Annotated in this window: 9 protein-coding genes; 3 read left to right on the forward strand and 6 right to left on the reverse strand. The window is 69.3% G+C overall.

Translation table 11 applies throughout. The features are described from left to right. Nucleotides 1-709: 709 nt before the first annotated feature. Nucleotides 710-1,045, forward strand: a complete 336-nt coding sequence (locus tag ACFYOB_RS20745; RefSeq protein ID WP_388561450.1) for an ArsR/SmtB family transcription factor — start codon at nucleotides 710-712, stop codon at nucleotides 1,043-1,045. A 509-nt stretch (nucleotides 1,046-1,554) separates the two neighbouring features. On the opposite strand, the gene ACFYOB_RS20750 is transcribed toward ACFYOB_RS20745, so the two are convergent. From ACFYOB_RS20750 to ACFYOB_RS20775, 6 genes are all read right to left on the reverse strand, one after another. Beyond that, nucleotides 1,555-3,912: a non-reducing end alpha-L-arabinofuranosidase family hydrolase gene (locus tag ACFYOB_RS20750; RefSeq protein WP_388561452.1), complete on the reverse strand. Its 2,358-nt coding sequence runs from the start codon at nucleotides 3,910-3,912 to the stop codon at nucleotides 1,555-1,557. Between the two features lie 595 nt (nucleotides 3,913-4,507). After that, the gene (locus ACFYOB_RS20755) at nucleotides 4,508-6,058 is read right to left on the reverse strand and encodes a sigma-70 family RNA polymerase sigma factor (RefSeq protein WP_388561454.1); all 1,551 of its coding nucleotides are present in this window, start codon (nucleotides 6,056-6,058) and stop codon (nucleotides 4,508-4,510) included. 169 nt (nucleotides 6,059-6,227) lie between these two features. Then, nucleotides 6,228-7,022 carry a hypothetical protein gene (locus ACFYOB_RS20760; RefSeq protein ID WP_388561456.1) on the reverse strand — a complete coding sequence of 265 codons (795 nt, stop codon included), beginning with the start codon at nucleotides 7,020-7,022 and terminating at the stop codon, nucleotides 6,228-6,230. Then, a complete protein-coding gene (locus ACFYOB_RS20765; RefSeq protein WP_388561458.1) occupies nucleotides 7,019-7,549 on the reverse strand; it encodes a SigE family RNA polymerase sigma factor in 531 nt (176 codons plus the stop codon). The genes ACFYOB_RS20760 and ACFYOB_RS20765 overlap by 4 nt, the downstream gene beginning before the upstream one ends. A gap of 128 nt (nucleotides 7,550-7,677) precedes the next feature. Further along, a complete protein-coding gene (locus tag ACFYOB_RS20770) occupies nucleotides 7,678-8,631 on the reverse strand; it encodes an expansin EXLX1 family cellulose-binding protein (RefSeq protein WP_388561460.1) in 954 nt (317 codons plus the stop codon). Between the two features lie 141 nt (nucleotides 8,632-8,772). Then, nucleotides 8,773-11,421 carry an RICIN domain-containing protein gene (locus tag ACFYOB_RS20775; protein ID WP_388561462.1) on the reverse strand — a complete coding sequence of 883 codons (2,649 nt, stop codon included), beginning with the start codon at nucleotides 11,419-11,421 and terminating at the stop codon, nucleotides 8,773-8,775. 673 nt (nucleotides 11,422-12,094) lie between these two features. On the opposite strand from ACFYOB_RS20775, the gene ACFYOB_RS20780 reads away from it, so the two are divergent. Further along, complete coding sequence (locus ACFYOB_RS20780; protein ID WP_388561946.1) at nucleotides 12,095-13,081, forward strand: LacI family DNA-binding transcriptional regulator; 987 nt, start codon at nucleotides 12,095-12,097, stop codon at nucleotides 13,079-13,081. Between the two features lie 310 nt (nucleotides 13,082-13,391). Next, nucleotides 13,392-14,375 carry an ABC transporter substrate-binding protein gene (locus ACFYOB_RS20785; protein ID WP_388561464.1) on the forward strand — a complete coding sequence of 328 codons (984 nt, stop codon included), beginning with the start codon at nucleotides 13,392-13,394 and terminating at the stop codon, nucleotides 14,373-14,375.

Genomic DNA, 14,375 nt, shown 5'->3' on the forward strand with positions numbered 1-14,375 from the left:
GTGGGAACGACGCGACGACATCCACGAAGCCTTCCTCGGCCTCGCCACCTGCCTCATCACCCACCGACATGTCCAACGCCTTTGTTAGGACCTCTAAGCGACGAGGAATGTGCCCTCCTGGCCGAGCACATCGTCGTGACCGCCCCCGCCTGGAGCAGCCGGGACTGCTGTCCCGTACCCGTCACCGACCGCACCGCAGCCGGAAGGCCGCACGATGACCCTCCCCGCCACCCACGTGATGGAGTGCGGACGCGTCATTCGCCGCTCGCGAGTGCAGGCCGCCACCCTCCCCGGGCGCGCACTGCCGACCTACCAGGTCCGGCCGCCACCGGCTGGACGGTGACCGCCCACGGCCCGGCCGACATCGCCGACCCGACGAGGCCGCCCGCTACCGCCGTACCCAGCCCGGCCGGGCCCACGGCCCCTACGGCCCTGGCCCGCACCGTGACGGGCGGGGCGAACCGGTGAGCGTCCAGGTCGAGACGAATGGCGCCACACCACCCGCCAGGACCTGGGAGTACGGGCCCCACCTGACCGGCGAAAGGCCTCTCCCGGGGGTCCGGACGTCACGAACGTCGCCCACTGGGGTCCCTGGAGTTGCAGGGATCTGCAATTGTGGAGGTCGCAAGGTGTGAAGAGGGGCGTGACGGATGCTCCTGCGAAACGGTTCCGGGTGGATGAGATGGGCAGTCAAGGCAGGGGTACCCAGGTGAGCACACCGCTGTACCAGCTCAAGGCGGAGTTCTTCAAAACGCTGGGGCACCCGGTCCGAATCCGCGTCCTGGAACTCCTGTCCGTACGCGAGCACGCGGTCGCCGAGATGCTCCCCGAGGTCGGAGTGGAGGCCGCGAGCCTCTCCCAGCAGCTGGCCGTCCTGCGCAAGGCCAACCTAGTGGTCACGCGCCGCGAAGGCTCCAACGTCTACTACAGCCTCACCCACCCCCAGATCGCCGAACTGCTGCGGGTCGCCAGAGGCATCCTTTCCGGCGTCCTGCAAGGCCAGGCCGAACTCCTCGCGGACCTCCGCGCCACCAGCCACCCCTAGGGAACGCGGACGGCGACCGTCTTCCGTCGGTGCGGATTCATCGCGCTTCTGACACCGGAAGGCGGCCCGCCACGTTCCTCCGGTTCCCGGCCCTCTCAACCCGATCCGCCGCCCAGGCGCCCCTGCCTCGTATGCCGTGCTCACCGGCGTACTCGATGGCGACCGCGACCTCTGCCGCCGCGACCCTGCGGAGGTCGAGGGTCTGTGCCCCTGTGAGGCTCACCCCCGAGATAGCCGAGTTCCCGAGCCAGATCGCCAGTCCACCAGGCACCTGAGCGTGGTGGTCTTGTCCACCCAGACCGGGCGACCAGCCGGTAGTAGGCACTACCGGCTGGTCTCGGCCTGCGAGTCCTCCTACACGGACAGGAAGTACGGCACGAGGACTGCGGGCACACCGAGCAGCAGACCGGTGGCGCTCCGGCGACGGCGGTGACGCCCGCGGCGCCCGCCGGCTGTGGGGTTCTTCATCGGGAGGTGTTCTCCTTGCACATCACCGTGGATCGGGCAGGTCAGCGCTGCAGGGTGAGGACACCCGGCCGGTACGGGAGTCGGTCGTAGGGGCCGCCCGCCTCGGGGGACTTGCCCTGGTAGAGGAACTGCAGGTTGCAGGGGTCGATGGTCATGGTCTGGTCGGGGTTGTTGCGGATCAGATCACCGTGGCTGATGTCGTTGGTCCAGCTGGCACCGCTGTTGGCCTTGCCGGCGAAGGGGTTGCTCTCGCTGGCGGCCTGCGGGGTCCACGAACCGCTCAGGCTGGAGGCCGTGAACGAGCGGAAGTAGCGCTGCTCATTCGCACCCCGAGCCTCGACGATCATGAGGTACTGGTTCTGGCCCTGGACCTTGTAGACCTGCGGCGCCTCGAACAGGTTCTTCACCGTGTCGCTCATGACCGTCGTGTACGACGAGCCGAAGTTGCCCGGGAAGTTCCCGATCGGCATGCTCGCCCGGTAGATCTTGCCGTTGTCACCGGCGAAGAACAGGTACATGTTCTGGTCGTCGGCGATCAGGGTCTGGTCGATCGGGGCGGCGTTGGGGATGCTGCCGGTGAACAGCGGCTGCGGCGCGGACCAGCCGTTGGGGTTGGTGGGGTCGCTCGACAAGCGGTAGCTGAAGGGCGACGCACCCCACTGGTACGCCAGCACCCAGATCTTCTTCGGCGCGAAGTAGAACAGCGTGGGCGCCACCGCGTTCTGGTTCATCTTGGTCTGGCCGGCCGACGCCATGTCCGACCAGTTCGTGAAGGGACTGAACGCCATCGAGCCGTACGAGGTTCCCTCTGCGCTCGACGCGTAGACCACGTGCTTGCCGTTGTGCACCACGTGGGTGAAGTCCTTCACCGCGGCCCACCCGTTCGACGGCTGTGCGAGGGCACCCGTCGAACTCCACTTGTACGTAGAGGGAAGAGCACACGTGCCGCCGCCCGAACCGGACGGGGCGGTCCACTTCTGATTGTCGACGGACGCGCAGGAGTACAGCTGGATCTTGGTGCCGTTGGCGGTCGCCGCGCCGACGGCGTCGAGGCACAACCCGGACTGGACGCCGACGATCGTGCCGTTGGTGTTGATCTTCCACTGCTGGTTGGCGCCGCCGTTGCAGTCCCAGATGACCACCATTGTGCCGTTGCTGGTGCCCTTGGCCATGGCGTCCAGGCACTTGTTGCCGTAGATCATCAGCTGCTTGCCGGAGGTGTAGGTCCAGCGCTGGTTCGTCTGTCCGTTGCAGTCCGACAGCTGCGCCTGGGTGCCGTTGACAGTGGTGGAACCGTTGATGTCGATACAACGACCGGAGGGGACGCCCTTGATCTGCCCGGTACCGGTTCCGCCGGGCGTCCCGCCCGGGGCGGTACCGGAGGCGGCCTTGAGGGCGTTCATGACGGTGGTGTAAGCGGCCTTGGGGTTGCCGTTGTTGTCGAACAGCAGGGGGCTCTCGCCGCTGCGCCAGGAGTCGCTGTCACGGATGCCCCACACCGTGATGCCGGTGCACCGGGTCACGGACAGGCAGGCGTTGACCGCGTTGGCGTAGTTGGTGGACGACGCCTGGGCGATGTCCAGCTCGGTGATCTGGACGTCCACGCCCAGGGCGGCGAAGTTGGACAAGGTGGTCTGGAAGCTGGACGGTGGGCCGCCGGCCCCGAAGTGGCTCTGGAAGCCGACGCAGTCGATCGGCACGCCGCGGGACTTGAAGTCCTTGACCATGCTGTAGACGCCCTGGGTCTTGGCGTCCGACCAGTTCTCGATGTTGTAGTCGTTGTAGCAGAGCTTGGCCGAGGAGTCGGCCGCCCGGGCGGTGCGGAACGCCTCCTCGATGAAGCCGTTGCCCAGCACGTTCTGGAACACCGAGCTGCGGTGCTGGCCGCTGCCTCCGTCGGCGAAGGCCTCGTTGACCACGTCCCAGGCGTAGATCTTGCCCTTGAAGTGGGTCATCTCGGTGGTGATGTGGTTGTTCATCACGCTGCGCAGCGTGTTCGCGTCGCCGATGGAGCTGACCCAGGACGGGAGCTGCGAGTGCCAGACCGTGGTGTGGCCGCGCATGCGCTGGCCGTGTGCCATGGCGCGGTTGACGATCTGGTCGGCGGGGCCGAAGTTGAAGTTGCCGCGGGACGGTTCGATGGCGTCCCACTTCATCTCGTTCTCCGGGGTGATCATGTTGAACTCCCGGTCCGCGATCGCGGCGTACTTCGAGTCGCCGAGCCTGCCGGCGGCCACAGCGGTGCCGAAGTACCTGCCCGAGGGGGCCGCTTGCGTACCCAGGGCGGCGGCTCCGGCGGAGCTGGGCAGGAGCGTCACGACACCGGCCACCAGCGCCGCGGCCGACAGTCCTATCACCGCTGTTCGGCGACGCCGGCCGAGCCGGTGCAGGCCCTTCATGATTCTCCTCGGGGGCCGCGAGTCGCCCTGGGTGCCGTGATCGTGCGCGCATCGGCCGGTACGGCCTGATCCGTCGCGGGTCGGGTGCGGGGCAGGGCGTGGGCCCGTTCCTGCCTACCGATCGCCCGGGAGGCGTGGGTGTGTCGCGTCATTGGAGCGGCTTTCTTCAGGGGATACGTCAACGGGGAAAGTCGGGGGACCTGCCACGCCGGCCCGTCAAGGTGAGCGGCGGGAAGAGCACCCCACACAATGGAGGCCTCCGAACTCACGGCCTCGTAACAGAAAAGTGGCGCCGCCCGGATGATTGCCCGGTGATGCATCTCGCGGGCGAAAAGCGTTATGCCAAGCCCTGCGTTCCGGTCGTCCCGTGGAAAGGGCGCCGCCCTGATCACCAGCGAGGTGCTATCGGTGGCGGTCGCGGTGATCAGCCTTCAAGCCGGTCACGCCGAGTCAGCCGTCGACGAACGCGGACCGAAGCCGGTTTCGGCGCAGCACTCGGCTCGCTGCCGGGTCGAGAGCAGCGTGGTGCAGGATCGTGTTGCAGGATCACCAGCTGTCACGGGGCGACTCGGTCCACATGCTCAAGGAGCGGTTCTCAAGCCCAGGGCTTTCGCATGATGAAGGAAGCCTGGTCGGCGAAGGCCGGAGTGCCGTCGGAGCCGTCGAGCCAGATGCCACCGTCGCGGTAGCGGAGGACGGAACCGGGATAGTTGTGCGCGTGCAGGGTCACCGACCCGGCGACCGCCCCGGGGTGCGGACAGAAGGTGGCGTCCTCACGGAACAGTTCGCTGCCGTCGTTGGTGCTCAGCCGTAGCCGGAGGTCACGATGGCGCAGATAGCGGCCGTCCGCGGCGAGGAAGGTGACGCAGCGGGTGTCGGCCAGCCCGCCGACGACCGTGAAGGTGACCCGCTGCCGCGTCTGCACGCTGCTGGACGCCGAGACTCGGCCGAGCGTCGCGAAGTCGCCGGCATACGTGAGGTACAGGGAGGGCTCGTCCACGGACTCCAGCGACTGTGCGCCCAGTGGAACAGTGCCCGCGACGGCCGACGGACTCACCGGGGACGGTCCGGCCGACGTGGTGGTGCGCGACGGGATCGGCGTGGGATTGCCGACCGTGGGAGCGGCGATGACGCCGGGCACCCGATGCGCCGGTTCGGGCCAGGTCACGTAGGTGGCGGTCCCGGTGATGAGGACCGCGCCGGTGGCGAGGGCCACCAGCGGATGAGCGGTCACCGCGTGGAGTTTACCGATCAGCAAGCTGTGCAGGCTGCCTCCCGCCGTCGCCGTGCCGACGGCGACGGGTGCCGTGGCCAGCCCGGCGGCGCCGGCCCCCGTACCCGACAGCAGGCCCTTGGCGGCCAGCGCGGCGACGAGCCCGGCCGGGACCGCCAGTGGTGCGAGACCGAGGAGCAGTCGCTCGACCGGAACCCGTTCTGTCGTCGTCGCCGCGCAGACCGGGCATCCGCGGGTGTGCCGCGCGATCCGCTTGCGCCACACAGATGTACGCAGACCGTCCCAGCCGATGATGGCCTCGTCCAACTGCGGACAGCGCGGGTCGGCCTTCAGCGCGGCGACGATCGTCCGGCTCACTTCCAGCTGCTCGCGCATGCGTTGCAGGCGCACTCCGACGTGGGCGACCGTGAGCCCCGTCGCGGCGGCGATGTCGTCACGGCTCAGCGAGCCGGCGCCTTCCTGCCACCACAGCGACAGCAGCACTCGATGGTCCGGGTCGAGCCACCGGCCGGCTTCGACAACCTGACGGCGCTCGTCCGACACATGCAGACGCAGAATCGTCATGTCCTCAGGTTCGGCGCCGGCGTCCGGTATCTGGTGTGCCTCGTCGATGACCGTGCTCCGGCCGGCGAAGGCGCGTTGCCGGTGCCGGTGGGTACTGATCTGGCGGAGCGTGATCGAGACCAGCCAGGACCGGAAGCTCTCCGGGGCACGCAGGGCAGGCAGGTCGCGCACCACGCGCAGCAGGGTTTCCTGGACGACGTCGTCGACGTCGGCATGTCCACTCAGCGCTCGCCCGACGATGTTGTAGAGCAACGGGAGGTACGCGGCGATCAGCTCCTCGCGCGCCCGGTCGTCACCGGCCTGCGCCGCGACAACCAGCCCCGCGTGGTCCGCATCCATGAGCCCCATTCCCACCTCCTTCAATCGCGGCCGGATGTTCGCCGCGAAGGGCGTCAGCTGGTGCGGCTCCGGGTGCATCCGCAAGCCGCCGTCCTGGATCGCGCCGAGAGGCTCCTGGAGGAGGCGATCGGCTTGCGCCGCGAGGCCCCTGACTCCTCGGCCGGAACCTCGCCGGTCCTCACCGTGCCGGGGTGAACCTTCCCCAGACCGCGACGGAGCCGCCCGAGGTCTGCGTGTCGACGCGGTAGCCGTCGTCCGTGGCGTTGCGCACGCCGGTGGCGTGGTTGTACTGGCCGGCGAATTCGTGCTGCCCGGTCGGCACGGTACGGCCCGGTTTGAGAACCCAGCGGTAGACCAGCGCCCCGCCGGCCTCCTGAACGGTGAAGAGGAAGTCTTCACTCGGCAGGGTGCGCCAGTTGCCGGTGTTCTGCACGCCGCCGGTTTGGGCGATGCGCAGTTCCACGGTGAGCGAGGTGAGCGGCTGGGTGGTCTTGAGCGTGAGGTTGCTCTGGGCCCAGTAGACGGTGCTGTGCGGGTCCACCGAGGCGTCCGACGACAGGGGCCCGTTCTGGACCTGGCTGCTGGGCAGCGCAGTGGGGCGCGGCCCGACCGGGGCGGTGGTGGTCGGAGTCGGGGCCGGGGCGGCGGGGGTGGTGGGCGTGGTGGACGTGGTGGGAGCCGACGGCGTCGGACGGGAAGGAACCGCAGGGGACGGGGTCGCCGGGGTGGTGGCGCTGTCCGACGGTGGCGGAGTCCGGACGATGCCCGCGACCGCGAGACCACCCGTGGCCAGGGTGGCGGTGATGGCGAGGCCTGCGAGGGCGGCCTTGGGCCAGGATCTCGCGACGGACGGTGTGTGGTGACGGACGGTGCCGTCGGGCGCGCCGCGTTCCACGCGGGCCAGCATCCGGGCGCGATCGGGCTGGTGGGCCTCGGCGGCGTCGCGCAGCCGACGGGTGATGTCCTCGTTCACCGGTTCCTCCTCCCCGCCACCAGGTCGCCGACCGCTCGTGTGCCAAGTATCCGTTCCAACTCGGCCATTCCCTTCGAGGTCTGGCTCTTGACCGTACCGACCGATATGCCCAGCGCCGCCGCGGTGTCCTTCTCCGACAGGTCGAAGGCGTGGCGCAGCACCACGCACGACCGCTTCCGGAACGGCAGCCGGGCGAGCGCCGTACGTACGTCCAGCACGGCCGCCACGTCCGGCCCCTCCACCTGCTCCGGACTGCGGGACCAGAACAGCGCGATCCGGCGCCGCTCGCGCACCGCACTGCGGATCCGTTCCCGCGCCATGTTGGCGACAACGCCGCGAGCGTAGGCGAGCGGGTGGTCAGCCTGGCGAAGCCGCTCCCAGCGCTTCCACAGGGCGACCAGGGCATCCGCGGCGAGGTCGTCGGCCGCGTCCGTCTCGCCGGTCAGGAGATGGGCGAGACGGGCCAGTTCGGCGTAGTGGCGTTCGAAGAAGTCGTGGAACTCCGCGGACGCGTCATGAAGGAGCATCTCCCCCGGTCGCCCTCTCCCTGCGATGTGCGCGTTAACAATCGGCTTGAGCGTAACAGTGCCCGTCACCGCAGCCGGACAGTGGCCGACCGCGGGGGCGGAGCCGTGACGGTGGGTGGACGGCATGGTCAATGCCGGGCGAACTGGACGCGGGTCTGTTGCGCGACGTCCGGTTTCAGTGCGATCCCCTCGACGGTCAGTTGTTCTCCGTAGAGGTCGGTGACCCTGATCGCTCCGCCGCATCCGCTGCCGTCGGTGGAGAGGAAGTAGTTGTACTCGGTGCGGGGCAGCTTCCGCCAGCCGTTGGCGGTCCGGAGCTCGAGCACCGCCACCGGATTCCGATGCCCGATCACCTGGACGCCGCACCAAAAGCGGCTGGACCCGGTCTTGTACCGGATGGAGAGCGTGTCGGGCGCGGCAGGGCTCAGCAGCGTCCAGGTGATCGGGATCCGGCCGAGTGAGGGGTTCGCGAGTTCGGCGAAGGCCTGTTGGCTGAGGTCGAGTTGCCCGGGTGCGCAGGGCAGGGGGCACTCGTTGACGATCCGCACCGTGATGGAGTTCCCGTTGGCGGCGCGGACCCGCACGTACGCCCCGCACGCTTTGGCCGACTCGTAGTCGGTGTGGTTCATCGCCGCGATCATGAGATCGCCGGACGGTCCGTACAGGCAGGCACCATTGCCGTCACCCGCGGCATAGGAAGTCGCGACTCCCTGGTAGCTGACCGAGGGCTTGATCCGTCCCGCCGAAGAGGCTGCCGACTCCGTGCGTGCCGGGCTGGAGGCCGAGGGCGTCGGGACACTGGCGGCTGACGGCGGGGGCGGGCTCGCGACCGTCGGCTGCGTCGATGCGGTCGCGGCGCCGACCACTGCTGCCGACGACCCGGAACCGGACGGTGCGTTCGTTGGGGCAGCCGCTACCGATGCGTCGGTGGGAAGCCCGGTACCGGACCGGCTCCCGGGGAGGAGCGTGAGGGCCAGGCAGGCCAGCACACCGACGGCCATCACCGCCAACGCAATGCCCACGGCCGCCCCGCGTCTGCGCCGCGGCCGCGGCGCACCGTGTTTCGTTGTCCTCATGCCCATCCGTTCGGTAGATCGAGTCGACGTCGCACTTCTCAGTGGCCGCCGAAGCCGAAAAGGTTGCCGCTCCGGTCCGGTCCGGTGCCGATGTCGCCGAGACCGGGGCGGGCGCCGCGCACGGTCGCCCGCCCCGGCCCGAGGCGATCAGGACACGTCGCCGTACACCACGCCACGGCCGTAGCCGCCAAGGTAGACCCGGCCGTACACGTCCGGGTCGCCGATGATGACGGAGATGACGCTCCCGCCGAACTGGTGCTGGTCGTCGTTGATCCGGACCCAGGTCGAACCGCCGTCGATGGAGCGGAACACCCCGGTGACGCCCTTCAGCGTCCCGCTGAGGTAGAGGGCCTGGTAGGTGGCGCCCGGGGCAGGCTTGCCGAAGCCGACACCGTGCGCCTGCTGCACGCCGGCGAGCTTGTCGAAGCTCGCCCCGCCATTGGTGGAGTGCAGGAGTCCGTTGCTTCCGCCTGTGATCCACAGGTCACCGGCGACGCCCGGGGCCGCCTTGAGCTGTCCGTCACCCAGGCCGGTGGCCCGGGCGGTGAAGCTCTTGCCGCCATCGGCGCTGGTGTACAGGGTGCCGCCCTTGAGGGCGTAGAACGTGTTCGCCGACGAACGGTCGGCCACCACGGCCGAGTCCGCGGGCAGACCGGAGGCGGCCGTCCACGTCGAACCGCGGTTCGTCGAGTGGAACGGCCTCTGGCCCGCGGGCGTCCAGACGACGGCGGCGCCGTCCGCCGAGACCGCCACGGTCCCGCCGCCCGCTCCGCGCACGGGTTCCCCGGCGAACGGCGTCCAGCCGGCCCCGCCGTCGGTCGAATAGGCGCCGTGCTGCTCGCCACCGAGACCGACCCGGACCACGAACCCCGGCTTCGCCTGGGCGAAGTCGATGCCGGTGGTGTTGGAGAACAGCGGTCCGGAGAGTGCTTTGGCAGGTACCTTGGTCAGGTCCTCGTGCCGGAATCCGCTGACATCGCCGAGCGCACTGATCAGCGGGAGGCCCGGGGGCTTGATCAGCCCGAGGACCGCGGTCTCCTCCAGCCCCTTGGCCGGGACCGTCCAGTGCGTGGCACCCCCCTTGTCCGCCGCGGTCACGTCGTTGCTGCCCCATATCCCCGACCCGGTGCCGTACAGCACGTGCCCGGAGTCGAAGGGGTTGATGGCGAGCGCGCCCATCCAGTGCCCGATGCCCGTGCCCACGTACGGCGCCGCGGAGTTGTCCCGCACCGAGGTCGCGCCGAGCGCCTTCCAGGAGGCGCCGCCGTCGGTCGACCGGTACACCTCGTCCGAGGGCCACCAGCGGTCCAGCGTGGTGACCATCACCGTGGACGGGCGCTGCGGATCGACAGCCAGCCCGGCGAAGCCGTAGCCACCGCTGGACGGTGAAATGTTCTTCCAGGCACCGGTGGACGGCGTGTACTTCCACACCGAACCGGCCGTCACTCCGTTCGGGCCCGGGGCGTTGGTGTACGTGAGATACAGCGAGCCGTCACCGGACAGCACACCGTGCTGCGGCAGCTGCCCTGTGGGCTGGCCGGACACGGCCTGCCAGCTGCTGCCGCCGTCGGTGGAGCGGTACAACGAGGTGGTCTTGTCGGCCACCCCGACGTAGATCGTCCGGCTGCCGGCCGGGCCGAAGGTCACGAAGGACAGGCCGACGCCACTGCTCGCACCGTCCTTGACGGGGAAGGCGGCGACCTGGCTCCAGGTCACGCCGTAGTCGGTGCTGCGCCAGAGCCCGTTCTTGCGGGTGCCCAGGTAGAGCGTGCCGTGGTTGGCGGGGTCCACCACCAGCCGCTCGCCCATGGACCGGCCGTCCTCGTTGCCGCCCAGTTTGAACGGCAGGTCGGTGCGCTGGAACGTCTTGCCCTGGTCGGTGGAGCGGAGGATCGCACCGTTGCCCGCCCAGTCGTTGGTGTAGGTGCCGCTCGCGAGGTACAGGCGGTTCGGGTCGACGGGGTCGGTCGCCAGGCTCTCGATCCCGAGCAGGTTCCAGTCGGATCCACCGATCCAGTCGGTCAACGAGGTCCACTGGGCCGCGGTCGCGTCCCAGCGGTAGGCACCGCCGATGTCGGTCCGGGCGTACAGCAGGTCCTTGCGGGCGGGGTTGAAGACCAGCCCGGTGACGAAGCCGCCACCGACGATCTGCGCGTTGTGCCAGGTGTACCTGCCCGAGCCGGCCGCCTTCACCAGCTTCCACTGCTGGTTGGTGCTGCCCCGGTCGGCGTACTGGATGAGCGGCGCCCCCTCGCCGGTGGAGCCGCCCCACACGTCCAGCACCATGCCGTTGCTCCGGGAGACGAACTTCACCGCCCCATCGCCCACGTCCTGCATCTTCCACTGCTGCGTGGCAAAGCCGTGGTCGGTCTGCTGCTCGACGGCCGCCGCGGACTCCTTGGAAGCACCGCGCACTCCGAGGACCTTGTGGCTGCTGCGGTTCTCCACCTCGTAGTAGCCGTCCCCCGCCTGCCTCAGCCGCCACTGCTGACTCGCGGCACCTGCCATGCGGCTCGCCTGCCGTATCCAGACGCCGTCCGACGTGTCCGCCCCCGGCACGTCGAGCACCTTGTCGCTGCGGACAGAGGTCAGCGTGTAGTAGGCGTCGGCATCCACCGTCGCGGCGTTCGAATCGGCCTGCACGAAGAGCAGGTAGGGGCCGAGGACTCCAGGCACGCCCAGCATCAGGCCGATCGTTATCCCGCGCCGGCGGTGGCGCCCCCGCGTACGCCGCTCGCCACCGGCCGCGGCCTTGCGCCGGCTGCGGCCGTCCGCCGTGGGATCCGTCTCGTTCATGGGGGCTACTCCTTGCTTCGGCCCTGCCCCGTACAACCGCTCAGGTCAGCGGTGCGCGGCGGCATGCGGCGGGGATCGGGCGACCCGTGGGTGTGATCGCCTTCTGGTGTGCCCGTCAGTTGCCGCCGCTCCGGGAAAGGTTGCCGCCCGCCGAAGTCCTCATCGGAGGGACTTCACCAGCGTGGTGGCGCCGTTGAGCACGTGCTCCAGCGGCCCGCGGCGAAATGAATCGGGACCAGGCCCACCCAGGCACGTGGCGGCCGCCTCGTCCACTCTGCACCCGGGAGGGTCCCTGAAACACGACGGCAATCACTCAAAGCCAGCGCGCCACTACCCTGGGTGGCTGGGAGAGCGTGGCGACGATGCGATGCGGGCCGGGACCAGAAGGTGTCGGACAGGGTGTGCAGCAGGGAGGGGTGCCGGGACCGCCCGGGACGGATCTCGCAGGCTGCGACAGGCCATGTGATCGCGAACAAATACACTCTCGGGAGCACTCATGAGACAGTCGTAAGGTCTGCGAAGCCCTGCGCCATCGGCCGGATCCCGACAGCGGTCCAACCGCCGAGCGCCGTCACTCGTAGGCACTGAGCGGCTGTGATCCGCACTGGTACGACCGATGAGGGGGCCTTGAGTGGGAACTGCAAGCACCGAGCCGGAGTCCCGCCAGCCCGTGATGGCGGATGTGGCGCGGGTCGCCGGCGTGTCCCACCAGACCGTGTCCCGCGTGCTGAACGGTGCACCGCACGTCCGGCCCGACACCCGGGACCGGGTGCTCGCCGCCATCCGGGAGCTGGACTACCGTCCCAACTCGGCAGCCCGCGCGCTGGTCACCCGCCGCTCCCAGACCCTGGGTGTGGTCAGTTTCGGCAGCGCACTCTACGGGCCCGCCTCGATGCTGGACGGGATCGAGCAGGCCGCGCGCAGTGCGGGGTACTTCGTCAGCGTCGCGAGCCTGCGTTCGCTGGACAGCCGCTCTGTACAGGAGGCGGTGGACCGGCTCCGCGACCAGGGCGTGGAGGGCATCGTCGTCATCGCGCCTCAGATCTCGGCGGTGAGCGCGGTGGCGAAGCTGTCCAGCGCGGTGCCGGTGGTCGCGGTCGGGTCGGGCAGCCAGTCCCGAGTGCCGATGGTCGCCGTCGACAACGAGTCGGGCGCGCTGGCAGCCACCCGACACCTGCTCGACCTCGGGCATGCCACGGTCCACCACGTCGCCGGCCCGTCCGGCTGGCTGGAGACCAAGACCCGACAGGACGGCTGGCGCAAGGCCCTCGAGGCCGGTGGCGCCGAGGTGCCACCGGTACAGAGCGGCGACTGGAGCGCGAGGTCCGGGTACGAGGCCGGACTACGGATCGCCGAGGATCCTCTGGTCACGGCGGTCTTCTGCGCCAACGACCACATGGCCCTCGGCCTGCTCCGCGCGTTCCATGAGGCGGGACGGGCGATTCCGGGGGACATCAGCGTGGTCGGGTTCGATGACATTCCCGAAGCCGCGTACTTCGCCCCACCGCTGACCACCGTGCGTCAGGACTTCGGTGAGCTGGGACGCCGCGCTCTTGAGCTGCTGGTGGAGGAGCTGACCGGCGTCGGCCACGCCCGTAGCCACGTGCTGATCTCGCCGGAGATGGTGCTGCGGCGCAGTGCCGGCCCGGTGGCGCGTTAGGCCGTGTCTTTCTGATCAGGCCGGATCAGCCCGCGGGCGGCCTGGTCAAGATTGGGTAACGGCATGGCGGCCCCCTTGTCCACGGAATTGTGAGCGCTAACAATCTCACTCAAGCGAAACGGCACCGCTACATCCCGTTCACATGACGGCGCGGACCGCACCGCCGCCTGCACCAACGCCGCACCGGGCGCCTATCGCCCCCGACGGTGTTTCCACCGCCTCCCGCGCCGGTCGGCCTGCCCGGTCGGTCTGCCCGCGGTCGATCCGTCCGCGCCGAGAGCGGCCTCCCCCACTCGAGAGGAATCCCAAGATGTCCAAGAGAGCTGCGGCGGCCCTGACCGCCGGCGCGATGGTCGCCGTTCTGTCCGCTTGCGGTTCCGGCGGCGGCGGCTCCGCCGGCGGCAAGGACTCCGGAGGGCCGCTCACCGTGGGCTTCTCCCAGGTCGGCGCGGAGAGCGGGTGGCGCACGGCCAACACCAAGTCCGTCCAGGATGCGGCCAAGAAGGCCGGGATCACGCTGAAGTTCTCCGACGCCCAGCAGAAGCAGGAGAACCAGATCAAGGCCATCCGCTCGTTCATCCAGCAGAAGGTGGACGTCATCGCCTTCTCGCCGGTGGTCGAATCGGGCTGGGACACCGTGCTCAAGGAGGCCAAGGCCGCCCACATCCCGGTCGTCCTGACGGACCGCGCGGTGGACTCCAAGGATGAGTCGCTCTATGCCACCTTCCTCGGTTCGGACTTCGTCGAGGAGGGCAAGAAGGCCGGCGACTGGCTGGTGAAGGAGTACCAGGGCAAGAGCGACGCGGTGAACATCGTGGAGCTGCAGGGCACCACCGGCTCCGCCCCGGCCAACGACCGCAAATCGGGCTTCGCCGACGTCATCAAGACGGATGCCAAGTTCAAGATCACGGCCTCCCAGACCGGTGACTTCACGCGCGCCAAGGGCAAGGAGGTCATGCAGGCCTTCCTGAAGTCCCAGCCGAAGATCGACGTGCTCTACGCGCACAACGACGACATGGCACTCGGCGCCATCCAGGCCATCGAGGAAGCCGGCAAGAAGCCCGGCACCGACATCAAGATCATCTCGGTCGACGGTGTCAAGGACGCCTTCACCGCGATGAGCCAGGGCAAGATCAACGTCCTCGTCGAATGCAACCCCCTCCTGGGCGACCAGCTGATGGACCTGATCAAGAAGGTCAAGGCCGGCGAACAGGTGCCGCGCCGGATCAAGACCGAAGAGGGCGTCTTCACCCAGGACCAGGCCGCGGCCGCCCTGCCGACCCGCCAGTACTGA

The organism is Streptomyces sp. NPDC006463 (assembly GCF_042870715.1).
GTDB lineage: Bacteria > Actinomycetota > Actinomycetes > Streptomycetales > Streptomycetaceae > Streptomyces.

What these genes read in the sequence shown, in the direction of transcription:
- ACFYOB_RS20750 (WP_388561452.1), bottom strand. Translation starts at nt 3,912, where the DNA reads ATGAAGGGCCTGCACCGGCTCGGCCGGCGTCGCCGAACAGCGGTGATA.
- ACFYOB_RS20755 (WP_388561454.1), bottom strand. Translation starts at nt 6,058, where the DNA reads ATGGGGCTCATGGATGCGGACCACGCGGGGCTGGTTGTCGCGGCGCAG.
- ACFYOB_RS20765 (WP_388561458.1), bottom strand. Translation starts at nt 7,549, where the DNA reads ATGCTCCTTCATGACGCGTCCGCGGAGTTCCACGACTTCTTCGAACGC.
- ACFYOB_RS20770 (WP_388561460.1), bottom strand. Translation starts at nt 8,631, where the DNA reads ATGGGCATGAGGACAACGAAACACGGTGCGCCGCGGCCGCGGCGCAGA.
- ACFYOB_RS20775 (WP_388561462.1), bottom strand. Translation starts at nt 11,421, where the DNA reads ATGAACGAGACGGATCCCACGGCGGACGGCCGCAGCCGGCGCAAGGCC.
- ACFYOB_RS20780 (WP_388561946.1), top strand. Translation starts at nt 12,095, where the DNA reads ATGGCGGATGTGGCGCGGGTCGCCGGCGTGTCCCACCAGACCGTGTCC.
- ACFYOB_RS20785 (WP_388561464.1), top strand. Translation starts at nt 13,392, where the DNA reads ATGTCCAAGAGAGCTGCGGCGGCCCTGACCGCCGGCGCGATGGTCGCC.